Below are 22,971 nucleotides of genomic sequence, written 5' to 3' on the forward strand. Positions count from 1 at the left end.
GTATTATAATGAGAAAAGGTCAAGTTTGAACGATTAGAAGGAGGCGCTTTTTTGAACCGGATTATACTGGATCATACATTACCAATCCCACTTTACCACCAATTAAAGGAAATATTTGATTTCAAAATTGAAAATGGTGATTGGAATCAAGGTCAATTAATTCCCACGGAAAATGAACTTATTTCCTATTACGAGGTAAGCCGAACTACGGTGCGTGAAGCTGTAAATGCTTTGGTTATTGAGGGAAAATTGGAGAAGAAGCAGGGGAAAGGCACTCTGGTTTGCAAACCCAAAATGGAAGAGATATTAGGGAGACTGACCGGATTCGCGGAAGAAATGGCGATCAAAGGGCTTGTGCCCAGCGCGAAAGTCATCGAGGTGATGGAAGTTGTTCCAACAGCTCTTGTCCGCGAAAAACTATTGAATGGTCAAAAGAATGGAAAAGTGCTGTATATAAAACGGCTGCGTCTAGCAAACGATGAACCGATTGCCATTGAACGGAGCTACTGGCCGGCAGATATCGGGAGGCTGTTCGGAAATCTCGATTTGTCAACGATCGCATTCTATGCCGTTCTGGAACAGAATGGCGTTCGTCTTCGATATGCGGATGAGAATATTAGCGCGCGTTCGGCGGACAAAGGAGATGCCGCGATTCTGGAAGTAGACGAAAAATCCGCATTAATGAGAATGGAACGGGTAACTTATTCAATCCAAGGGCTGCCGCTCGAATATACAATGACGGATTACCGCTCTGATCGCTACATGTATAAGGTTCGGCTGGAACGCTGACTCTTATTTCATTGAAAGATCATGATGTAGGGATGTTAGGACATATTTTCACACACTTGATGTAGGAGGAGATTACGAATGAAGAGCTATAAAGTAGCCGTTATCGGAGCAGGAGATATGGGAAGCAATCATGCAGCTGCATGGAAATTAGCGGGTCACGAGGTTATTTCCATAACTGATATCGATGAGCCGCGGGCACAAAGCATTGCTAATCAATACGAATTGGAGAAGGTTTATACCGATTATAAACAAGCGGCTGCTGATCCGGAGGCCGAAATTATCTCCATTTGTTTGCCGCTCCCATTCCATGCTCCTGTAACGATCTATGCTGCGCAGCAAGGCAAGCACGTTTTTTGTGAAAAACCTTTGGCAAATTCGTTTCAAGATGCTGCTGCAATGGAAGAAGCTGTGCGAAAAGCCGGAGTTCAGTTCGGCATTGGTTTCCAAAGAAATTTATCGAACAGCTTGAAGCAGGTTAAGCAATGGGCCGATGAAGGCAAATTCGGGACGCCGATGGTCATCAATTCTACGAATATGATGGAAGTCAGACCGAAGCGGATTATGCATGACGCGAACGGCAATAATGGTCCAATCATGGACACGGGCTGCCATTATTTCCTCATGTGGCAAACGATTTTCGGATCCAAGCCAAAATCGATATACGCCAGAGGCGGAATATTGGCGAAAGATCGTGCAGAACTTTCCCATATTCAAAGTCTTGCGATCGATACCGGAATCATAACCGTAGAATACGAATCCGGCGACATTGCGGAAATGACTGTTTCTTGGGGGCTGCCTGCAGGGTTTAAAATGGGGGGGCGCACAGACCGGATTTTCGGTCCCAAAGGTGGTGCCGAGGGCTCGTTCAATAATGTTACCGATAGGCTGATGCTGTATGAAGGAGGGGAGAAGGAGGAGGTGCCGGTCGATCGGAATCAGAATCTGCATCAAGACCAGTTTGCTTTGTTCGCGGAAGCGATCGAAAAAGGCGAGCCGGCGCCGGTCAGCTTCCAAGCCGGCAAAGAAATGTTAGCGGTTACACTTGCCATATTAGAGTCGATAGAAACGGAAAAAGTGGTTTCATATGTCCATCCATAAGTGAGGTTCTGCTGCATGTCTGAGAGAAAAAAGCTTCGTATCGGTATGGTCGGGTACAAAAAAATGGGGAAAGCGCATAGCCAGGCGTATCAAACGGTTAACCGTTTTTTCCGCACAAATGTAGACATTGAACTAAAGGCGATTTGCGGGCGCGATCTCTCAGCTGTAAAAGAAATGGCCCGTAATTTCGGCTGGGAAAGCGTTGAAACCGATTGGCAGAAACTAATAGCTCGCGAGGATATCGACCTCATCGATGTATGCGCTCCTAGCAATGTGCATGAAGAGGTTGTGCTCGAAGCTGTGAAAAGTGGCAAGCATGTATTTTGTGAAAAGCCGCTTGCGCTTGATTTAAATGGAGCTGTCGACATGCTTCAGGCGGCACAACTCGCAAAGGTTATACATATGGTCTCCTTTAATTACCGTTTCGTACCAGCCATACAACTGGCTAGACGAATCATCAACGAAGGGCGGATCGGAACTATCCGTCAATTCCGAGGCCATTTCTTCCAGGATTGGCTGGTGAATCCGGAAGCTACGCTGACCTGGCGCTTGAAACGGGAAGAAGCGGGTGCGGGCGCACTCGGCGATTTGGGAGCTCATGTCATCGATTTGGCTGGTTACTTGGTGGGGGAAATCAGCTCCGTTATCGGTTCGCGGGAAACCTTTGTTCCCGAACGGACTAATGCAAACGGAGTTAAGGAAGCGGTCACCGTCGACGATGCTTTCTCAGCTCTTGTTCGCTTCCGGAACGGGGCAATGGGGACGCTTGAATCATCCAGGTACGCTACCGGCCGCAAATGTCAAAACGCGCTTGAAATTTATGGAAGTGAAGGCGCCATTCTTTTTGACTTCCAGAAGATGAATGAGCTGCAGTTTTTCTCCAGGCGGGATGACCCGCATCTTCAAGGTTTTCGCACCATAAGCGCGACGGTGCCCCAGCAGCATCCCTATGCAGATGCTTGGTGGGGGCCTGGACATGTGCTGGGATTTGAAAGTACATTCGTACACACGGTTTATGAGCTTCTGACGGCTTTTCAAGAAGAACGATTACCCGAACCTAATTTTGCGGATGGCGTGAAGTGTCAGCAGGTTATCGAAGCAATCGAAGCATCCATCCACATGGGATGTTGGACAAAAGTTGAAGATCGACTAATAAAGCGAGGTTCTATGCCATGAAAATAGGATTTTATAATTCCTGCTTTATGGAGTGGGAGATCGAGCGAACGTTCGCGTGGGCGAAGGAGAACGGATTTCACGGAATTGAGATTCACGGCGGCCCCCGTTACAAGCATGTCGATTGGCGGGAAGTTGCCGAAGGGCGCTGTACGTCGTCGATCATGCAAGCGCAGGAGAAATTCGGCATACCGATTACCGGAATCATGTTTGGCGTTCTCCCTTTCCTGTCACCGGAAGAGGCGAAACGAATAGAGGCCCTTCAATATATCGAGACTTTGCTGCAGGCGGCGTCCAGGCTTGGCGTGAAGGTGGTCTCTACATTTACCGGACGCGACCCGGCAAAGACTTTGGAGGAAAATCTGGAGCTTTATGGACAGGTATTTCCAAAGGTGGCGGATATGGCGGAGAGATACGGGGTAAAGCTCGCTTTCGAAAATTGCCCAATGTACGAGTTCTGGCCTCCTGTATACAATATCGCAGTCTCTCCTTATATGTGGAGGGAGCTATTCGCAAGAGTACCATCCCCGGCATTGGGACTTAATATCGATCCTTCCCATCTAATCTGGCAGGGGATTGACATCGCTGAAGCTATCCATGCATTTAAAGACCGGATTGTTTTAGCCCAAGCCAAGGATACGGAACTACTGCCTGGCGTCATGAGGGATCAGGGAATGCTCACGTTAAGATGGTGGAGACACCGGATTCCGGGGCAGGGAAATGTGGATTGGAATGCATTTATTACGGCTCTTCACGAGATCAGCTATGACGGAATCTTAAGCATCGAGCATGAGGACCCGGTCTGGAGCGGTTCGGACGATAAGGTGGCAAGGGGGCTGCTGCTAGCTCAGAAACATCTTGAAAACTTCATTTAATCCTACGTGGAGGCGAACTTTCTATGTTTGATGTGAAAATTGCATATTTGCCGATTGGCCGCAAAACGTTCGATATCGAGTCCGCGAACCGGATTTTTGAGGAAACTCGGGATTATTTAACATCGGTCTGCCATTGCGTCCAAGCGCCGAAACAGATTATCACATCGCCGGATGAATTAGGGGAAGTACTGAGCGGCATGGTGTCGAATGATGTTGATTGTATTGTGTATCAGATGACGACCTTCGCCGATGCTGAATTTATTGTAAAGGTGATGGAGTCTTGCAAACAACCGATCGTCGTCTGGTCTGTCAGAGAGCCCGAGATTGGAGGGAGGCTTCGCCTGAATTCCTTGACGGGCGGGAACAGCTCCTGCCATGCGCTGCGGTATTATGAGCGCGACTTTGATTTTATTTATGGCAATCCTTCGGAAATAGGCGTTCAAGCGAAGCTGGAAAGTAAGTTCGCGGCGAAGCAGACGCATCGTAAATTAGCCGCTTTGACAGTTGGCGTATTAGGCGATCATCCGCCGGGTTTCTATTTCTCGGGTACGGATGAGGTTGAGCTGCATCGTAAGATTGGTGTCAACCTGCACCATATCGATTTGCATCGGATGTTCAAGGAAGCACTGGAACTCGATGAAGAAGCGTGGAAGCCGATGCTGGACCGGGCAGCTTCGATGGTTGTCGGTCTTGATAAAAGTGATGAATCTGCCGTGAAATTCGCCAAATTCTCAACTTGCCTGAAGCAGTATGTGGACCGGCATCATATAACAGCAACGGCGGTTCGCTGCTGGCCGGAATTTTTCGCAGAATTAGGCGCTGCCGCTTGTTCTACATTGTCGCAATTTATTGAAGACGGCATTGTATCTTCCTGCGAATCCGATATTCATGGGGCGGTTACGATGTTTATTCAAAGGGAATTAAGCGGGGGGCTCCCTCCTTATCTGGGCGACCTTGTCCTGTTGAATGAAGCGAACAACAGCGTTGTCTTCTGGCACTGCGGCGCCGGCGCTTATTCGCTCGCCCATCCTGCTGTCGGGGCCAAAGCGGGCGTGCAGCCAAACCGGAAGCTGGGATTCGCACTTGATTTTGGATTGAAGCCGGGGAAGATTACGATATCCCGCTTAAGCAAATCATTCGACGGTTATCGCATGCTGATCATGCGCGGAGAAGCATTGGATGAACCTCAGCCGTTCACCGGAACCTCCGTATCGGTGAAACTTAACGGCCAAGCTGATCAGATCGTTCATTCACTGATGCTCGGCGGCTTCGAGCCCCATTATTCTATTATTTACGATGATATTGTCGACAAACTGAAAGAACTGTGCAAGTTGCTGAAGATCGAATACGTAATTTTCGAATGACAGAAGGGATATTCATGGGTAAGCGTAAAAAAACGAAAATAGCCGTCGGTCAAGCAGGCGGGCCTACTGCCGTAATAAATGCCAGTTTATACGGGTTTGTAAATGAAGCCGGCGATGCCTATGAGATTGTAGGGATTCTAAACGGCTTTCAGGGATTGGCCAACAACCAATTTGTCACCTTTAACGGGGCCCTTAAACAAGAACTGAGACAAAGCCGCGATGTTCCGGGAGCTTTCCTCGGATCCGGAAGATGGACGATGGAACGGCAAGACATGGTTCAAGCGGTTCAAAATCTAAAAAAATTAGATATTCATTATCTGGTATTCATTGGCGGGAACGGGACGATGTGGTCTTGCAAGGAGCTTGAGGAGACCGCGAAGGAATTGCATTATGATCTAGCCGTGATCGGGATTCCCAAGACGGTCGACAATGACTTGTATGAAACCGATCATGCTCCCGGCTTCGCCAGCGCTGCCCGTTACGTAGCTCTCTCTGTAAGAGATATCGGAAAAGACCTGCAGGCGATGCAGAACTTCGAATCGGTTCGGATCATTGAAACGATGGGGAGGAATGTCGGATGGTTGACCGCTGCGAGCGCATTGCTGAAGGAGACGGATGCGCAGCCTCCCCATTTGATCTATACGCCGGAGAAATCTCTCTTGTTCCATAAGTTTCTGAACGATATTTCGGAAACGGTAAAAACCATCGGTTATGCCATTGTAGTCGTCAGCGAAGGCATTCGGGATGAGAAGGGGCAGATCATCTCGCAACTTGCGCTGAATGAGCAGTCACAGCAACAAGTGCTGGGCGGCGCTTCCAGCTATCTGTCCCGATTGATTTCACAAGAGACCAAGCTCTCATCCCGTTCCGAGATTCTGGGAATGAATCAAAGATGCTCCCAGTGGTCGGTTGCGGCGCAGGATCGGCTGGAGGCTGAAGAGATAGGCAAACAGGCGATGAATGGGATAAGACAGGGACTTTCCGGATTGATGCTCACTTTGCTTAGCAGTTCGGAACTCAACGAACCTTATGCTTTCACAATCGGTAGCTGTCCGTTTGAGAAAGTAGCCGGGCTGGAACGTCCTTTGCCAAGCTGTTATCTCAATGATACAGGAACGGAAATTACTGATTCGTATCGAAAATGGCTCCGGAGAATCGTCGGCAACGATATTCAGGGCTACCCCGATGGAATGACACTCTTAGGGAAGATTGCGAGGTAAGTATATGAAGCTGGTATCCGGCAAGGAAATGTTGTTAGAAGCGAAATCGAACGGGTTCGCGGTAGGTGCTTTCAGTGCGCATAACGCCGAAACCGTGCAGGCCATTCTCCTTGCGTCGGCGGAGCAGAAGGCACCGGTCATGATTCAAATCGGTCAACGTGTGATCCGTTCAATCGGAATGGATGCCATGGTCGGCTTAATTCACAGTCTGGGAAGGGATCTGGACGCCGTCGTTGCGATTCATCTGGATCACGGCAGCAGCTTTGAACAGGCGATGCTGGCCGTTCAATTAGGATTTCAATCCGTTATGTACGACGGCTCCCATCTTCCGCTGGATGAAAATATTCGTATTACCAGACAGGTAGCGGATGCCGCCCATGCGCTGCGTATATCCGTGGAGGGTGAAATCGGCCGGATCGGCGGCACGGAAGATGATAGAACCGTCAGCGAGGAAGAGGCGTTTCTAACCGATGTTTCAGAGGCGGTCTACTTCTCAGAGCAAACAGGCGTCGATTATTTGGCAGTTGCCGTAGGTACCGCACATGGATTGTATAAAGGCGAGGTCAAACTGCATTTGAACAGACTGCGGCAAATCGCGGAGCAGGTGGATAAGCCGATCGTGCTTCATGGGGGCTCCGGTGTACCGGATGCGCTTATTCATCAAGCGATATCGGCAGGAGTCTCCAAAATCAATGTCGACACGGAATTACGCCAAGCCTTCGCGCTTGCGGCACAGCGGGTGTGGCGGGATGATCCGGATGAATATCATTTGGCGGTTGTACTTGGCGAGGCCAGGGATGCGGTAAAACAAAAAGTGGCTGAAAAAATCCGGCTCTTTGGGCAGCGAGGAGAGGAGTAACCGTATGAATGGATTTATGTATCGGAATGGCCGATGGGAAGAAGCGATGGACGGCCGAAGAAAGCAAGTGACGAACCCGGCGACCATGGAAGCCGTCGGTTCCGTTCCAATTGCCTCCAGGGAAGACGTTGCATTGGCTGTAGATGCGGCTTCGGAAGCCTTTCCCGCATGGTCGGCAAGACCGGCTGCGGAGAGGAGCAGCCTCTTGTATCGCGCATACGAAGAATTGATCAAAAGCAGGGACGAGGTCGCTGAGATCCTAACGCTTGAGCAGGGAAAGCCGCTGTCGGAATCCAAAGGCGAAGTTCAATTTGCCGCAGAATTTTTACGTTGGTACAGCGAAGAGGCGAAACGGAACTACGGGGAAATGATCCCTGCGTCCGTCCCCAATAAACGGATTATGGTCATCCATCAACCGATCGGTGTGGTCGGAGCTATTACGCCATGGAATTTTCCTGTTTCCATGGTAACACGCAAGCTTGCCCCGGCCTTAGCTGCAGGCTGCACTGTTGTACTGAAACCGGCCGATTCGACTCCGTTAAGCGCTGTCCTGCTGTTCCAGATTTTTGATAGAGCTGGCTTTCCCCCCGGTGTCGCCAATTTGGTAACAGGGCGAGGCAGCGTCGTAGGAGCCGAGTTCATGGAGAATCCGAAGGTCAAAAAGATTACCTTTACAGGTTCGACGGAAGTTGGGAAGACACTGATCCGCGACTCGGCCCAGCAGGTTAAGAAGCTGTCCCTCGAGCTTGGCGGCCATGCTCCGTTTATTATTTGCGACGATGCGGATTTGGAAACAGCAGTGGATGCATGCCTCATCAGCAAATTTCGAAATGCGGGTCAAACTTGTATTTGCGCGAACAGGATCTATGTGCATCATTCCATAATGAGTTCGTTCTCCGAGAAATTAGCCGAGAGGACCGGGCAGCTAAAGCTGGGTGCGGGCTTGGACCCGGACGTCCAGATCGGCCCCCTTATAGATGAGCAAGCCTTGGAGAAGGTTGATCTCCAGGTGCAGGATGCCGTTACCAAAGGAGCCCGCATTGTAATAGGCGGTAAACGATGGAAAGGAGAGGGACTTGCGGGTGCGTTCTATGAGCCTACGGTGCTGAGCCATGTAGATAAGACGATGAAGATTTGCTCTGAAGAAACCTTCGGACCCGTTGCGCCGCTGATTGTTTTTTCAACCGAAGAAGAGGTACTGCAGCAAGCCAATGGCATCGATTATGGACTGGCCGCCTACGTCTTCACACAAGACCTTGGCCGGTCCTTCCGCATCGCGGAAGGTTTGGAATACGGCGTTATCGGCGTCAACGATGCGGCGCCGTCCGTGGCTCAAGCGCCCTTCGGGGGCTGGAAGGAAAGTGGAACGGGACGCGAGGGCGGGCAGTACGGGTTGGCCGCCTTCATGGAAGTCAAATACATTTCCTTAGGGATCGGCTAGCTGGATGATGCAAACAGAATTTTGCAAACGCAATCATTTTGCGAAAAACCCTTAAAAAGGCAGGTGGAAGGGTATGGAACGTGCTGCTGTAGAATATCGGGAGAAAGGCAATGAAGATGTAAAAAACTCGATCTGGAAGGAGTATAGAAAAAATAAATTTCTGCTGTGCTTGATTCTCCCCGGAGTCATCTGGTATCTGATTTTCTACTATGCTCCCTTATATGGGATTCAGATTGCATTTAAAGATTACAAAATCATGGACGGTATATTGGGCAGCAATTGGGTCGGTCTCAAGCATTTTATCCGGATGTTCACCGCTTCGGATTTTCTGGATATTATCAAGAACACGTTGATTATCAGCTTTTATCACATTATTTTTGGTTTTCCGGCTCCGATCATTCTGGCTCTGTTATTTAACGAGGTCCGCTTGCAGACATTTAAACGAATTGCACAATCGATCTCCTATGTGCCGCATTTCTTTTCCTGGGTCATTCTGGGTGGAATTATGGCAACCTTACTGTCGCCCACAACAGGAGTTGTGAACGAAATCATCAAGATGATCGGCTTTGACCCGATTTATTTTCTCGGGGATAAGCAATTTTTCCGCTTCACGCTGGTTATGTCGGGAATATGGAAAGAAATCGGATGGGGGACGATTATTTATCTGGCTGCGCTCTCAAGTATTGATTCCCATTTATACGAAGCGGCGGTCGTTGACGGAGCCAACCGTTGGAAACAAACGTTGCATATTACCATTCCGAGCATTATGCCTGTCATTGCCATCATGTTCATACTGCGGATCGGCAATTTGATGGATGCCGGTTTTGACCAGGTGTTGAACCTGTATAATGCCGCCGTTTATGAGGTCGGCGATATCATTGACACCTATGTGTACCGTGTCGGCGTGACCCAGATGCAGTACAGCTTCACCACTGCAGTCGGCTTATTTAAGAACGTAGTCGGCTTTGCCATGATCCTGATGGCGAATTATTCAATCAAGAAGTCTGGACAAGAAGGGTTGTTTTGACATGGTGCACATGACATTTGGAGAGAAAATGTTTCAATATGTGTTACTTATCTTCATTGTCTTGATTTGCGGAGTGATGATTTATCCGTTTATTCATATGTTGGCCGTATCTTTCAGTACGCCAATTGAAGCCATACGGCCTGGACTTCATCTGATCCCGTTGGAATTCTCGCTGGACGCTTACAAGCAAGCGTTCGCTTCTCAGCAAATCTGGATCGGATTCGGCAATACGATATTTCGGACGGTCGTAGGCACACTGTTAGGCCTGTTCTTCATGTCGATTACCGCCTATCCGCTCGCCAAGAAACAACTGCCGCATAGAAAATGGTTTACACTGCTCATTGTATTCACGATGTTTTTCCAAGGGGGACTTATTCCCACTTACTTGCTGATTAAAAACATTGGTTTAATCAACACGCAATGGGTGTATATCCTGGCGCCGCCTTTTCTAATCAGCACATTCTCTCTGATTATCCTGCGCAACTTCTTTATGAACATCCCGAGCGAACTTGAGGATTCAGCCAAGATTGATGGGGCCAATGAAGTTCGAATATTGTTCTCGCTGGTGATTCCGTTGTCCAAACCGATATTGGCTACGGTAGGGCTTTGGCTTGCAGTGAGTCACTGGAATGCGTGGTTTGACGGCCTCCTTTACATTCAAGACACGACGAAGATGCTTCTGCAAATTTATTTGCGGAGACTCGTTATCGATAACAGTCAGAATGAGATGTCGATGATTATGGATCAAATGGCCGGCGATGTCGTTCCGGAATCGATTAAGGCGGCGGTGCTGATGATTGCCACCATCCCGATTCTGCTGGTATATCCATTCCTTCAGAAGTATTTTGTGAAAGGGATATTCATTGGTTCCTTGAAGGGTTAACAACTTTTCTTCGAAGGAACGTCTGGATATAGTTTCAACAGACCAAACGAGGGAGGAAAACAGAGTATGGGGAAAACGAAGAAGCAGCTGCTGGTCCTATGTTTTGTATGTGTATTCGTTTTATCGGGGGTACTGGCGGGGTGCAGCTCCAACAACAACAGCAAGAAAAGCAGTGCAAATGAAACGGCAACAACGAAGAACACAGGAACTACGAATGAAACGGAAAACTCGAACGCTAATACCGATAAGCTGATTGAAATTAACTGGTTAAGCTTTAATCCGCCGGAAACCGATAACACCCCGGTACAGCAAGCATTGGAGAAAAAGTTTAATGTCAAATTCAAAAATATTCGCGTAGAGCGCGCGGATTACCGGGGACAAATTAATTTGAAGGTAAGCAGCGGCGATATTCCGGACGTTATGTATCTGGATGGAGGAAAAGATGTCTCCGATCTTGCCGAGCAAGGCATCCTGGCCGAAATGCCGATCGAGGAAATTCAGGCGAAAATGCCGGAATATGCTCCTACCGTGGATCAAGTGGATCCGAATCTATGGAAGTACGCATTGGTGGGGGATAAAAATTACGCAATCCCGCTGTATTGGGAAATCGGCAATATGCCGTTTCTGCCTGCTTATAATGGGGCCTGGTTGAAGAAAATTGGTTATGATCATGCTCCGACAACCTTGGAAGAATTCGAGGATGTGATCAGAAAGTTCCGCAATGACGATCCGGACGGCAATGGAAAAAAGGATACCTTCGGTTATTCCGGCCAGGGGGCCGACGGCCGGTCATTCACTCCTATATTTAGCGCCTTCGGCGTCAAAAACGGCTGGATGATGGATGAGAACGGCAGCATCGTTCATGGATTGATGACAGACGGGGCACGAGGCGCCTTTAAGCTGTTGAACAAATGGTACAAAGAAGGTCTTATCGATCCGGAATTTATCACGAAAAATGCCGATGATGCACATAATGACTTCATTAATGGAATTGTAGGTGTTCGCGACTGGCAATCCTATCAATTCAATACTGATACGGGCATTATCGGACCGCGGTTCAAAGCCAAAAATCCCGATTCGGAGCTGGTTATCGGCAAAATGTTAAAAGGAACGGTTGAATCGGTCAAAGCATACTCTTACGGAGCCCCAAACGGCTTTATTGCCTTAGGTGCGCAGGTGGCGAAGGATGAGGAGAAGAAGGAACGGATATTCCAAATTCTCCGCGCATTATCATCGGATGAAGAGACTTACCTGCTCTCCGCCTATGGGGTTGAAGGCGACCATTACGATATGGTAGACGGTGTTCCGATTGTAAAGCCGGAATATTCCAGTGAAGTGACGAGAAATAAAATAGGTGCGGGAACATTTTATTCATTCTTCTATACGAAGACGAAGCTTATGGAGAAATACGATTATACGAAAAGCGCATTGGAATACATTGATAGGGTTACAGAGGGAGTTGACGTATACCCGACAATTCCCGGATTCGTGTCCGCGCAGAATGATTATCCCGATGTCGGAAAAGTCGCAAACGCATATTTTATTAAATTTGTAACCGGGGAACTGGATGGGGATGCTAATTTCCAAAAGTTTGTTGATGAGTGGAACAAATCCGGCCAAGCCAAAATAACCGAAGAGTTTAATGAAAAGTATGGAGATATTTATAAATAAAACAGACCTATTGGGCAGGTGGAGCAGATGAAACGATTCGCGGCACATCTGGAAATGAATTTTGCAGCGTCGGTACCTTTTCATGAGCGTTGGCGTTTGACCGGTCAATTTGGATTTACAGGTTGCGAGTTTGTATGGAGAATACATGATCTGGCCGATGTGAGGGCGCTTCGCGAGAAGCACCCTCTCCAGGTAACCTGCCTGGGCGGTACATCCGGATTCGCTGTGGGAAGCGGACGGCCGGTGCTGGTCTGGCCAGAGGACCGCGAGCAGCTAGCCCGGGATGTGGAGAAGGCGGTTGAATATGCGCAGGCGGTGTCTTGCAGACGGCTTATCTTTGTCCCCGGTAATCTGATCTCAGGCTGGAGCCTGGAACGAAACCGGCAGGAGGCCGTCCTGTCCTTGAAGTATATTGCACCGATTCTCGAGCAGGCTGGCATTACGGCCATTCTCGAGCCTTTGAACAGCAAGGTGGACCATAAAGGCATCTATTGCGATACATCCGCCGAAGCCTTCCGCGTGATCGAGGAGGTAGGCAGTCCGAATGTAAAAGTGTTGTATGACGTCTATCATATGCAAATCATGGAGGGCGATTTGGTTCGAACCATTTCCAGCCATTACGATTCCATCGGCTATTACCATATAGCCAAGGTGTCAGGCAGAACCGAGCCTATCGGAGGGGAAGTGAATTTCCCTGCTGTATTGGAGGCCATTCGCAGTACGGGCTACTGGGATTATATCGGGCTGGAATACAAGCCTTCCATCAGCCATGACCATGCGTTTACTCAAATTAAAGACAGTTTTCCGTCTTATTTTCAAGGAGGTTCCGAGGATGCATAAATTTCTGATTCATAAGCAGGGCGACCACGTCGGAGTAGCCACTACCGACATTAACGCCGGTGAGAACATAATCGGGGTGTATATGGATACGGATACAAGCATCGAGGTGCTCGCGAAGGATTCGATTCCGCTAGGTCATAAGATTGCTGTAGCGAACGTGGATGAGAACGGCCATGTCATCGAATATGGCTTGCCGATCGGTTATGCGCCGGAGGGGTTTCATTTGGGCGATTATGTGCATACACACAATATTAGGACTTTGAGGTGGTAAACATGAAGCAGTTATTTGGGTATAGGCGTGAAAATGGTACAGTAGGCATCCGCAATCATGTCATCCTTCTTCCAGTGGATGATATTTCCAATGCGGCATGTGAGGCGGTAGCAAGCCATATTCAAGGCACAATGGCACTCCCGCATGCATACGGCCGACTGCAATACGGCAAAGACCTGGAGCTGCATTTCCGCACGATGATCGGTACGGGCTCCAATCCGAATGTGGCCGCAGTCGTGGTCATCGGCATCGAGCCGAATTGGACCCGAATTATTGCGGACGGTATCGCGAAAACCGGGAAACCGGTAGCCTCCTTCTCGATCAAAGGATACGGTGATTTGGAGATTATCCGTCAGGCTTCCCGTCAGGCCAAAGAATTTGTTCAGTGGGCAACGGAATTACAGCGCGAGCCTATTGAACTTAAGGATCTTACCGTCAGCATCAAATGCGGCGAATCCGATACGACGACCGGTCTTGGCTCTTGCCCGACGGTCGCTCAAGCCGTCGACCGGCTCGTTGATGCCGGAGCTACGGTGTTCTTCGGGGAAACCTCGGAGCTCACCGGTGGCGAACATCTGATTGCCGACCGCTGCGCCACGCCGGAGCTCAGACATAAATTTATGGGGATATACGATGACTATATTTCTGAAATCAAGGCTTCCGGTGTGGACCTGTTGGGCTCTCAGCCAACCCAGGGCAACATAGCAGGCGGGTTGTCAACGATCGAGGAGAAGGCGCTCGGCAATATTGAGAAGACTGGGTCCAAGCCGGTTATCGGCGTACTCGAGCCTGCCGAAATGCCGGAAAACGGTCCTGGACTTTACTTTATGGATACCTCTTCTGCGGCGGCTGAATGTATTACGCTTATGGCGGCGGGCGGAGCAGTCGTTCACTTCTTCCCTACGGGTCAAGGCAATATTATCGGCAACCCCATCGAGCCGGTTATTAAAGTCACCGCGAACCCGATGACAGCAGGCAGCATGAGTGAGCATGTCGATGTGGATTGCAGCGGTCTGCTGACCCGTGAAATGAATCTGACCGAGGCCGGTGATCAATTAATGGATTATTTATGCCGGGTTGTTAATGGGCGTTATACCTCTGCGGAGGCTCTTGGACATAAAGAATTTGTGATGACCAAGCTTTATCGAAGCGCCTAACATGAATGGTGTCTAGCTCTATATGCATAGTTGGATATCTGGCCGATATCCAACTTGCAATTTTTGTGAGGTGATCGCGTGTCGGAGACAGATGCTTCCACTTATCGGACAGCTGATTTAATAACATTCGGCAAACAGATATTTATGAAGCTGGGGATGCCGGCAGTGCACGCAGACATTGCCATCGAGTCATTGGTCAGGGCCGACATGGAGGGAAATGAAAGCCATGGAATCAGCCGGCTGCCCATCTATGCAAAACGAATGCAGGAGGGCCGGATTGCCCCTGACCCCGATATCAAAATGGTCAGAAACGGATCGATCCTGCAAGTTGATGGCGGAAACGGGCTGGGTCAGGTAGTGGCTTACCGTGCTCTGCAAACGGCGATTCCGATGGCGAAGGAATATGGGCTTGTGGGCATGTTCATCCGCAGCAGCAATCATTTCGGAACGGCGGCATTCTTCTGCCAGCAGATCTGCAAGGAAAACATGGCGTTAATGGCGATGACCAATTCCCCGCCGGGAATCCCCCCTTGGGGAGGGAAGAAGGCTTTCTTCGGGACCAATCCAATTGCCTTCGGTTTCCCGATCAGGCAGGGTCCTCCAGTCATTATTGATATGTCCTCAAGTATAGTAGCCCGCGGCAAAATCATCCTGGCGGACAAATTAGGCCAAGAGATTCCGGAGGGCTGGGCCATGGATGAGAACGGTGCGGATACGACAGATCCTGCAGCAGCGCTGAAGGGCGCCATTCTTCCACTGGGAGGGGTCAAGGGTTATGCGCTGGCTATGGCAATAGAAATTATGTGCGGGGTGTTAAGCGGTGCCGCATACGGTCCGCATGTCCGAAATCTTTATCAAGACGGAGATCCCGCGGCGAATGTCGGGCATAGCTTTATTCTTCTTGACATCTCCCGGTGGATGACACTGGATCACTATTTTGATCTGATGGAAGGATTTATTCAAGAGCTTAAAGATACGCCAACTACTTCACAGACGGATCGAATCTATTATCCGGGAGAGCGGCGGGATGAAAGGTATCGGCAGCGTTCCGCTTCGGGGGTAACCATCTCAGATGAAGTAACCTCAGAACTGACGCGACTGGGTGAAGGTCTTGGGATCGTTTTTTGCGAAAGGGTGAAGCAGCCATGAAGATCGTAATTACGGAATTGAATTGGCCGATCGGCATTGAAAGGCTTCGGGAACGCGGATGGGAAGTGGTTTACGATCCGGATCTGTGGCATAATCGTGTGCGCCTGAAAGAAGAGCTGGCATTGGCCGATGCCGTTATCGTTCGAAACCAGACCCGAGTAGACGCTAATCTTCTTGCCTGGAGCGACCGCTTGAAGGTGGTTGGACGTCTGGGCGTTGGACTTGACAATATTGATCTTCAAAGAACAGCGGACAGCGGCATTAAAGTGATTTACGGGAAGAATGCAAATGCGACATCCGTCGCCGAATATGTGATAGCCGGTATATTTGCTTGTAGCAGATTATTGAAGGAAGCGGCATCTGATGTCAAATCCGGCAAGTGGAACCGAATAAAATATACGGGCACCGAGGTGTTCGGCAAGACGCTCGGTCTTATTGGTCTCGGTGAAATCGGTCACCGTGTGGCCGCTCGTGCTAAAGCGCTGGGTTTGCATATCATCGGACACGATCCGTTTGTTTCCCCTTACGATTATCCCGTGATGGAAACCGGAATTGAGCTTGCCAGCTACGAGCGGGTGATTGCGGAGTCCGATTACATAAGCTTGCATATCCCATTAACTGCATCGACCAGAGACTTGATCCATCTGGAAACAATGAAAAGCATGAAGAACACGGCGATCCTCATTAACAGCGCCCGTGGAGGCATTATCCATGAAGCCGATCTGAACTTGGCGCTGGAACAGCGAATCATTGGCGGTGCCGTATTAGATGTTCTGGGGGGAGAACCTCCTGCAGCCGATCATCCCTTGTTGATGAGGGAAAATTGTTTGATTACGCCTCATATCGCGGGTTTAACTGAAGAATCGCAGATTCGAACGTCAGAAATGGTTTCAAATGAAGTAGCCAGCGAACTTGAAGGACGGCCTTCTTTGTGCCGGGTGCATGTCAACAGAACGCAATAAAAAGGTTTAATTCATCAAGGGAGCTGAAGCTATGCAAATCCCGACAACGACACTTCGCGGCAAACCGGGACTACCCGATGTCAGCAATGGTTGGAGAGGGCTGTCCAGAGGAATCGCGCTAACTGTGATCCTGGCTGTTCTGGCTGGACAAATCGCGGAACTGCCGGGGTTTTCGATTATGGGAATCATGATTCTATCCATCCTGGCGGGTGTTCTGTGGAAATCATGCATGGATGTGCCTCATGGAGCCACAGCCGGAATTACGTTCAGTAGTAAATTTCTTCTTCGGATCGGTATCATTCTAATGGGACTCCGTCTGAATTTGCAGCAAATCGCAGAAGCCGGCTTCCCGGTGCTGGCGATTGATGTGATCGTGATTGCTTTTACTTTGACGATTATGATCTACCTTGGCGGAAAATTAAAGGTGAATAAGCATTTAGCCATACTTATCGCGGTAGGAACGGCAGTTTGCGGCGCAGCGGCAATCGTAGCCGTTGCCCCTCTGATCGGAGCCAAGAAGGAAACGACAGCGCTCTCAGTAGCCTGTATCGCGATTCTTGGAACGATCGGATCGGTTGCCTATATTTTCTTGTTTCCCTATATGGGAATGGATTCGTATCTATATGGGGTTTTTGCCGGTTCAACCTTGCATGAGCTGGCGCATGTCATTGCTGCAGCTGTTCCGGCAGGAGATACTGGAGGGGAAGCCGCGATCATTGTGAAGCTGGGCAGAGTGGCGCTGCTCATTCCGGCTGCGCTGATATTGGGATATCTCTATCGCGATAAAGATGTGCAGAGGAATCAGGAGAAGAATCGTTTAAGGAGCTTGCCGATTCCATGGTTCATTTTCGGTTTTCTGGCTATGAGCGTGGTTAGAACGATCCACATTTTACCGGACTCTGTCGTAAACGCGTTTATAGCTGTCAGCATATTCTTATTATCGGCGGCTATGGCAGGGCTCGGCTTAAGCATTAAATGGAATGACTTTAAACAGATTGGAAATAAGGCGATTATGGTCGCGGTTATTGGTTTTGTCGCGCTATCCGCACTGGGTCAGCTGTTAATCGACTTATTCTATTAGCTTCTCTGTGGTAAGAGAGTACGATGTATCCTAAGCGGATGGGACTGACCTCTAAATATGAAACAGGGATGATGGATCAGCTGCGCAAAGTTGGACAGAGAAAATAAGGGCTGGTAGAATAAACCTATCATCCAGATTGTGAAGGAATATGACCGCACAGCTGCTTTGAATATGACAGTATAGGAAGGAGGGAATTCGAATTGAAATATGCAGGAATAGTGTTAACATTTAAATGAATATGGGGGTGAAGAAAATGTTTAAAAAAGACTCAGATAAGAACAAAGATTCAAAGAAGAGGTTTGAAGAAATCCATTCAGAAAATGGCGTGGCTAATGGAAACAGAATAATAGTAGATAATGAAACAGGCGTTCATTATTTATTTAGTTGGAGTGGATATTCAGGGGGAATTACACCGTTACTGGATAAGGATGGAAAACCAACGATAAAACCGATTAATGAATAACACTGATGAAGGATCATAATCGTTCAAGCTGTCATATGCAGTACCATCCTATTTATGGTTTTACCGCCTTTGTAACGCCATCTTGCGTATACGAGAGGCTCGGCAAGATGCTGCTCCCTTCCTTAGTCGCTTCTTTGTACTCTAACGGAGAACAATAATTCAATAACCAAATGAAAAAGCAGCCGGCTCATATGGCTGCTTTTCAGCGCTAACAGCCAGGTTCGTTGATTAAAATAAATCTATTCCAACAATTTGTGTTAATTAGATGATACAATCAACAATATTTGTTAATTCACGATTTCGATTTGCTGAGATGGTAAACCATACACGATTTCACATCAAGATCTGTTCCTTGCCAGCAAAGCGGCAATTGAAGCAGATGAACAGGCGATCATCTTGAAATAAGTACGGGTATTGGATGTAAATTAATATCGAGGGGGAGCCCAGGATGTGGTATCCGGATCATTATTTTAAGCATTTATACGAGAGCGTGAATCCCTCTGAGAAATTTCAAGCATCTTCACAACAGGAATGGAGCGAGTGGAAAGCGCGTCTGCGCAAACGGTTTGTAGAGTTGTTAGGTGGATATGCAGCGGAGAGTTCAGAGCTTGCTCCGGTTCTTCTTGAATCCGAAGATTGCGGTGATTATATTCGCCAAAGGATTCAAATAGAGACGTATCCCGGGCTCCTTATGCCGGTCTATGTCCTTGTTCCAAAAGAAAGCAACGGGCGATTAGGTGCCGTCATTGCCTGTCACGGTCACGGTTATGGAAGCAGGGATCTTGTCGGATTAACCCCGAGCGGAGAGAAGAAGACCGGTGATATCGGATACCAAAAAAACTTTGCCGTTGAACTGGTTAAGAGGGGACATATCGTGGTCGTGCCGGAATTGTTGGGGTTTGGCGATCGTATGCTGGTTGAGGATAAGGAAGCAAAAGAACACCATTCCTGTAATCGTCTTTCTACTTTTCTATTAGCAATGGGCCAAACGATGGCAGGATACCGAGTATTTGAAACGTTGCGCTGCGTCGATTATTTACTTACACGCGATGATGTGGATACGAATCGGATCGGATGTATGGGGATTTCTGGCGGAGGGCTTGTCTGCTCGTTTGCTGCGGCAATAGATGACCGAATTTCCGCAACTGTCGTCAGTGGATTTACCAACACCTTTCAAGAGAGTATTTTATCCATTCACCACTGTATCGATAATTATGTTCCGGGTCTTTCGCTAGTTGCGGAAATGCCGGACTTACTCGGATTGATTGCTCCAAATCCTCTTCTGGTCGAAGCCGGAACAAGGGATCCGATTTTCCCAGTTCACGGCACTATGGAAGCATTCGAGAAAATTCGGAACGTTTACCGGCTGTTGGATCAAGAAGATAAGCTGGAGTTGGATCTTTTTGAGGGCGACCATGAGATATCGGGAAAAGTAGCCTTCGATTGGTTTGGACGAGTCTGGTTATGATGCGATGCCTGCTTCTTTTTCACTAAAAAATACCTGGAGCGACGGAGAGGAGAACTGTCCAAGGACACAAAACAAGGGACATAACTTATTGAAAAAAGCTTGAGAAATCAAGCTTTTTTTTATTTTTATGTCCGAAATCTTCTGACGTTACTGCAAAAACTAAGCGAAAAGAAGACACTTCAGCTGTAACTCCGTTATTGCCTGAAATAAGGGCAAAGGGGCATCTTAGATGGAATCAAGTGAGCCGGCTGCGTGAAGCTTACCGTAAGGCCATTAAGAATGTTAGAGAGCAGCGTCTGGCACTTCCAATAGAATTTCATTACGATGAATCAGAATATGTCGGAGAACGATGGCATTTTATTCTTAGAGATCTTAAAGGCTTTGGCCAGTTCCAAGGTGAAAGTAAGCGTTATAGAGGTTTTTAAGATAAAGACTGCTATGTGGTGACGATAGATAAAAGTGTTAGTCCGCCAAGAAAAAATTACATTTTCAGGTTGATCCCTAAAGGCAGGGAAGTGCCTCTGCCGGAAGAAGTCTTTAAGTTTATGTCAGAAATTCTATAAATGCTAAAGGAATCCTATAAGTCTGATTCCATTCCAGAGGTCGAGTATGATGTTGAAAGCAGAAAACATCTAATGCCGCCGAAAAGATATATTTTCCAGTACCAATCGAGACATATTAACGTTATATCTCTTAATGCCATCATTCGTTTTCTTTTGCATGGTATTATAATTCAATCTGCCTAAGGCAATCAAGTTGTATTGAAAGCTCATCTGTTGAGACATGCATTTGCGACCCATGCGGTTCAAACGGAAAAAATACCGGTGGACATTGTGAAAACGTTGCTCCACCAAAAGGACATTGAGGTGACTTCATACTATACTGCACCCACAGCTCAACAGGTTTCCGAATCCATAAACTCACTTCACGAAAACTGGATTTCATATGTCGATATTCAGAAGGGTATTCTTAGGGGACCGGAAGATCTTAAAGAGCTTTATGAAGATTACCGCGAAAAAGTAGGAACCATGTCAAAAGTTGTGGGAGACATATGTACCGTAAATCCGTATCATCTCAAATAACTGAACTGGAATGGCTTCAAGCATCTTACGACAAGAAGAAAGTGAATTTGAGAAGTTTATCAACGAATGAATCCTATCTCTTTAACAAGCAATAACCTTCAAAGAAAAGGGCAGATTAACTAATTTCTGCCCTTTTCAGATTTTAACAAAAATGCTACAATTAACAAGAACAAACATTCCCATTTTGAGGTGAAAAGGATGGGGGATAAGCTCTGATTTCGGTTTTGAGACTTATTTTCAAGATTCACGCTTCCGAATCAAGTAGACCGATGAATTCCCGGATCAGCTTTGTCTAAATAAACGAAGGCATCAATGACAACAAAACAATTTGACGATGAGGTGTTTAAAAATGGCATTAATGTCCACATTCACGAGCTTCAATCTGCCTGTAAACAACGTAGAACAATCGAAGGCGTTCTTCACCGGGCTCGGATTCGAGCTCAACCCGCAATTCCCCGAGAATGAGAAGTCGGTAGCCATCGTGATCGGCGACAACCTGCAGGTCATGCTGCTCACCAAAGAACTTTTAAAGTCGCTCACGCAGAAGGAAACCGTTGATACGGAAAAGTATGCGCAAATGACGATCGCATTGGCCTTCGAGAGCCGAGAAAAGGTGGATGAAATCGTGAATACTGCGGTCTCCTTGGGCGGGAAATCGTACGAAGAACCTGAGGATTATGGATTCATGTATCATTGGGCCTTCGAGGACTTGGACGGCCATATGTGGGCAATCAACTACATGAACACGGATGCAGCTCAAGGTTAAGGATAACGGAGAGCGCACTCATACTTGGATTAACAAGGGAAGACGCCGGGCACCTTCCCCGGCGTCTTCTTCGCGATGATTAGTTTTGTTCGGTATAGGCTATGAAATTGTCCATAATCGCTTGCCAGCCTGCTTGCTGGAGCTCGACGGGGTTGGAGCTTTCCGCGTCGAACGTTTCAATGACCTTCGTCTCATTCCCTTGATCGACGAAAGTAATGTCTCGGTATCGCCAATATTCAACAATGATAACGGACCAATTCCCTGATTTGACCATCCAATCCGTAGAGTCGCTTGGTGAAGGATTTCGGAATTACGCGATCCTTGTCAATGGAGAATGGGTATTTCGCTTTCCCAAGAGTCAACAAGGAGCAGATGAACTGAACAAAGAAATTCAATTGCTGCCTCTACTGGTCAATCGTTTAAAGGTCGATATACCGGAGTTTGAATACATCGGATCACAGAGTGATGGAAGTCCCTTTACAGGCTATCGGAAAGTCCAAGGTGAGATCCTGGGGGAAGTCGGAATCGTCTCTATCTCCGATAATGCAAGAGATCGACTCGCTTTGCAGCTTGCTGATTTTATGAATGCGTTGAACGCATTTCCGGTTGATTCGGCTACTGCGGCTGGAGTTCCCGTTCGAAACCTCAAGAATGACATTTTCTTATTGATGGAAGCCACGGAGAAGCATGCGTTTCCGCTTCTTAATCCGTCTTTACGGGACTATCTCACGCAGCGCTTTCAATCCTATTTGGAGGATACGGCATATACTCGATATACGCCGGCGCTGATTCACGCTGGTCTATCGCCGGATCACTTTTTGATGGATTCACATATGTCAGCATTAACAGGTATTATCGATTTCGGCGATGCCGCGATAAGCGATCCTGATTACGACTACGTGTACCTGCTTGAGGATTGCGGCGAGCCGTTTACCCGGCAAGTGATGGCTTACAGGGGAGAGGTTGCCCTGGACGCCCGCATCCGAAAAGTCTTCTTGTTCGTTTCGCTTGATCATACCTGGTCGAGGGATTAGAGTCCGGGGATCAGAATTGGATTACAGAAGGGTTGGAGGTATTGGAAAAGGACATGAGGGTCAATGTGGAAATATAAGGGAATTTCCCTAATCCGGCGGTATTGCCTTCGTCCCTCGGGCGATTGAACAAGAAGTGATCCGGAAAGCGCTGCGCTGGAGAAGGTGGAATATTGTAAGAGATGTAGTTTCATTCGATTTCGACACAGACGCAAACCGTTGGGTTCGCGGCTGTTTGAAGTCCAGCAGACGTTAAACTGGGGCTGCATGCCTCTCAGGCGGCGGCAATACCGGGGACGCG

The 22,971-nt window shown here is 48.1% G+C and carries 20 protein-coding genes and 1 pseudogene; all 21 read left to right on the top strand.

The window, feature by feature from the left end; all coding sequences use genetic code 11:
- The first annotated feature begins 51 nt into the window (after positions 1 to 51).
- The 21 genes and pseudogenes from IEY46_RS09515 to IEY46_RS09620 all read left to right on the top strand — a co-directional run bounded on the left by IEY46_RS09515 (position 52) and on the right by IEY46_RS09620 (position 22,750).
- Positions 52 to 789 carry a GntR family transcriptional regulator gene (locus IEY46_RS09515; RefSeq protein ID WP_188991315.1) on the top strand — a complete coding sequence of 246 codons (738 nt, stop codon included), beginning with the start codon at positions 52 to 54 and terminating at the stop codon, positions 787 to 789.
- Positions 790 to 867: 78 nt separating this feature from the next.
- On the top strand, positions 868 to 1,887 hold the full coding sequence (locus IEY46_RS09520) for a Gfo/Idh/MocA family protein (protein WP_188991317.1): 1,020 nt from the start codon (positions 868 to 870) through the stop codon (positions 1,885 to 1,887).
- Between the two features lie 15 nt (positions 1,888 to 1,902).
- Positions 1,903 to 3,063 carry a Gfo/Idh/MocA family protein gene (locus tag IEY46_RS09525; RefSeq protein WP_188991319.1) on the top strand — a complete coding sequence of 387 codons (1,161 nt, stop codon included), beginning with the start codon at positions 1,903 to 1,905 and terminating at the stop codon, positions 3,061 to 3,063.
- Positions 3,060 to 3,935, top strand: a complete 876-nt coding sequence (locus IEY46_RS09530) for a sugar phosphate isomerase/epimerase family protein (RefSeq protein WP_188991321.1) — start codon at positions 3,060 to 3,062, stop codon at positions 3,933 to 3,935. Before IEY46_RS09525 ends, IEY46_RS09530 begins: the two co-directional genes overlap by 4 nt.
- A gap of 23 nt (positions 3,936 to 3,958) precedes the next feature.
- Entirely contained in the window at positions 3,959 to 5,299 is a 1,341-nt protein-coding gene (locus tag IEY46_RS09535; RefSeq protein WP_188991324.1) for a hypothetical protein, read from the top strand.
- Positions 5,300 to 5,313: 14 nt separating this feature from the next.
- The gene (locus tag IEY46_RS09540) at positions 5,314 to 6,519 is read left to right on the top strand and encodes a diphosphate--fructose-6-phosphate 1-phosphotransferase (protein ID WP_188991326.1); all 1,206 of its coding nucleotides are present in this window, start codon (positions 5,314 to 5,316) and stop codon (positions 6,517 to 6,519) included.
- 4 nt (positions 6,520 to 6,523) lie between these two features.
- A complete protein-coding gene (locus IEY46_RS09545; protein ID WP_188991328.1) occupies positions 6,524 to 7,378 on the top strand; it encodes a class II fructose-bisphosphate aldolase in 855 nt (284 codons plus the stop codon).
- Positions 7,379 to 7,382: 4 nt separating this feature from the next.
- Positions 7,383 to 8,819 carry an NAD-dependent succinate-semialdehyde dehydrogenase gene (locus IEY46_RS09550; protein ID WP_188991330.1) on the top strand — a complete coding sequence of 479 codons (1,437 nt, stop codon included), beginning with the start codon at positions 7,383 to 7,385 and terminating at the stop codon, positions 8,817 to 8,819.
- 73 nt (positions 8,820 to 8,892) lie between these two features.
- Positions 8,893 to 9,846, top strand: a complete 954-nt coding sequence (locus tag IEY46_RS09555; protein ID WP_188991332.1) for an ABC transporter permease — start codon at positions 8,893 to 8,895, stop codon at positions 9,844 to 9,846.
- 1 nt (position 9,847) lies between these two features.
- On the top strand, positions 9,848 to 10,729 hold the full coding sequence (locus tag IEY46_RS09560) for a carbohydrate ABC transporter permease (protein ID WP_188991334.1): 882 nt from the start codon (positions 9,848 to 9,850) through the stop codon (positions 10,727 to 10,729).
- Between the two features lie 66 nt (positions 10,730 to 10,795).
- On the top strand, positions 10,796 to 12,400 hold the full coding sequence (locus IEY46_RS09565) for an extracellular solute-binding protein (protein ID WP_188991336.1): 1,605 nt from the start codon (positions 10,796 to 10,798) through the stop codon (positions 12,398 to 12,400).
- Between the two features lie 27 nt (positions 12,401 to 12,427).
- Entirely contained in the window at positions 12,428 to 13,240 is an 813-nt protein-coding gene (locus tag IEY46_RS09570) for a hydroxypyruvate isomerase family protein (RefSeq protein ID WP_229750172.1), read from the top strand.
- Positions 13,233 to 13,511 carry a UxaA family hydrolase gene (locus IEY46_RS09575; protein WP_229750173.1) on the top strand — a complete coding sequence of 93 codons (279 nt, stop codon included), beginning with the start codon at positions 13,233 to 13,235 and terminating at the stop codon, positions 13,509 to 13,511. The genes IEY46_RS09570 and IEY46_RS09575 overlap by 8 nt, the downstream gene beginning before the upstream one ends.
- Before the next feature lie 2 nt (positions 13,512 to 13,513).
- Complete coding sequence (locus tag IEY46_RS09580; protein ID WP_188991340.1) at positions 13,514 to 14,668, top strand: UxaA family hydrolase; 1,155 nt, start codon at positions 13,514 to 13,516, stop codon at positions 14,666 to 14,668.
- Between the two features lie 78 nt (positions 14,669 to 14,746).
- Positions 14,747 to 15,817, top strand: coding sequence for an Ldh family oxidoreductase (locus IEY46_RS09585; RefSeq protein WP_229750174.1), 1,071 nt, complete (start codon positions 14,747 to 14,749; stop codon positions 15,815 to 15,817).
- Positions 15,814 to 16,779 carry a hydroxyacid dehydrogenase gene (locus IEY46_RS09590; RefSeq protein WP_188991342.1) on the top strand — a complete coding sequence of 322 codons (966 nt, stop codon included), beginning with the start codon at positions 15,814 to 15,816 and terminating at the stop codon, positions 16,777 to 16,779. The genes IEY46_RS09585 and IEY46_RS09590 overlap by 4 nt, the downstream gene beginning before the upstream one ends.
- 31 nt (positions 16,780 to 16,810) lie before the next feature.
- Positions 16,811 to 17,860 carry a YeiH family protein gene (locus IEY46_RS09595; RefSeq protein WP_188991344.1) on the top strand — a complete coding sequence of 350 codons (1,050 nt, stop codon included), beginning with the start codon at positions 16,811 to 16,813 and terminating at the stop codon, positions 17,858 to 17,860.
- Between the two features lie 253 nt (positions 17,861 to 18,113).
- Positions 18,114 to 18,323 carry a DUF6440 family protein gene (locus IEY46_RS09600; RefSeq protein WP_188991346.1) on the top strand — a complete coding sequence of 70 codons (210 nt, stop codon included), beginning with the start codon at positions 18,114 to 18,116 and terminating at the stop codon, positions 18,321 to 18,323.
- A gap of 448 nt (positions 18,324 to 18,771) precedes the next feature.
- On the top strand, positions 18,772 to 19,791 hold the full coding sequence (locus IEY46_RS09605; protein ID WP_188991348.1) for a dienelactone hydrolase family protein: 1,020 nt from the start codon (positions 18,772 to 18,774) through the stop codon (positions 19,789 to 19,791).
- A 1,431-nt stretch (positions 19,792 to 21,222) separates the two neighbouring features.
- Entirely contained in the window at positions 21,223 to 21,639 is a 417-nt protein-coding gene (locus IEY46_RS09615; protein ID WP_119149554.1) for a VOC family protein, read from the top strand.
- Between the two features lie 215 nt (positions 21,640 to 21,854).
- Positions 21,855 to 22,750 (top strand): annotated as a pseudogene (locus IEY46_RS09620) (phosphotransferase family protein).
- The last annotated feature ends 221 nt before the right edge of the window (positions 22,751 to 22,971 follow it).

It is taken from the genome of Paenibacillus nasutitermitis (assembly GCF_014641075.1).
Taxonomy (GTDB): domain Bacteria; phylum Bacillota; class Bacilli; order Paenibacillales; family Paenibacillaceae; genus Paenibacillus_Z; species Paenibacillus_Z nasutitermitis.

Excerpts from the sequence above, each read along its gene's own strand:
- IEY46_RS09520 (WP_188991317.1), top strand. The coding sequence starts at position 868 with ATGAAGAGCTATAAAGTAGCCGTTATCGGAGCAGGAGATATGGGAAGC.
- IEY46_RS09575 (WP_229750173.1), top strand. The coding sequence starts at position 13,233 with ATGCATAAATTTCTGATTCATAAGCAGGGCGACCACGTCGGAGTAGCC.
- IEY46_RS09540 (WP_188991326.1), top strand. The coding sequence starts at position 5,314 with ATGGGTAAGCGTAAAAAAACGAAAATAGCCGTCGGTCAAGCAGGCGGG.
- IEY46_RS09580 (WP_188991340.1), top strand. The coding sequence starts at position 13,514 with ATGAAGCAGTTATTTGGGTATAGGCGTGAAAATGGTACAGTAGGCATC.
- IEY46_RS09535 (WP_188991324.1), top strand. The coding sequence starts at position 3,959 with ATGTTTGATGTGAAAATTGCATATTTGCCGATTGGCCGCAAAACGTTC.
- IEY46_RS09525 (WP_188991319.1), top strand. The coding sequence starts at position 1,903 with ATGTCTGAGAGAAAAAAGCTTCGTATCGGTATGGTCGGGTACAAAAAA.
- IEY46_RS09560 (WP_188991334.1), top strand. The coding sequence starts at position 9,848 with ATGGTGCACATGACATTTGGAGAGAAAATGTTTCAATATGTGTTACTT.
- IEY46_RS09590 (WP_188991342.1), top strand. The coding sequence starts at position 15,814 with ATGAAGATCGTAATTACGGAATTGAATTGGCCGATCGGCATTGAAAGG.
- IEY46_RS09545 (WP_188991328.1), top strand. The coding sequence starts at position 6,524 with ATGAAGCTGGTATCCGGCAAGGAAATGTTGTTAGAAGCGAAATCGAAC.
- IEY46_RS09550 (WP_188991330.1), top strand. The coding sequence starts at position 7,383 with ATGAATGGATTTATGTATCGGAATGGCCGATGGGAAGAAGCGATGGAC.
- IEY46_RS09595 (WP_188991344.1), top strand. The coding sequence starts at position 16,811 with ATGCAAATCCCGACAACGACACTTCGCGGCAAACCGGGACTACCCGAT.
- IEY46_RS09565 (WP_188991336.1), top strand. The coding sequence starts at position 10,796 with ATGGGGAAAACGAAGAAGCAGCTGCTGGTCCTATGTTTTGTATGTGTA.
- IEY46_RS09530 (WP_188991321.1), top strand. The coding sequence starts at position 3,060 with ATGAAAATAGGATTTTATAATTCCTGCTTTATGGAGTGGGAGATCGAG.
- IEY46_RS09605 (WP_188991348.1), top strand. The coding sequence starts at position 18,772 with ATGTGGTATCCGGATCATTATTTTAAGCATTTATACGAGAGCGTGAAT.
- IEY46_RS09555 (WP_188991332.1), top strand. The coding sequence starts at position 8,893 with ATGGAACGTGCTGCTGTAGAATATCGGGAGAAAGGCAATGAAGATGTA.
- IEY46_RS09600 (WP_188991346.1), top strand. The coding sequence starts at position 18,114 with ATGTTTAAAAAAGACTCAGATAAGAACAAAGATTCAAAGAAGAGGTTT.
- IEY46_RS09615 (WP_119149554.1), top strand. The coding sequence starts at position 21,223 with ATGGCATTAATGTCCACATTCACGAGCTTCAATCTGCCTGTAAACAAC.
- IEY46_RS09570 (WP_229750172.1), top strand. The coding sequence starts at position 12,428 with ATGAAACGATTCGCGGCACATCTGGAAATGAATTTTGCAGCGTCGGTA.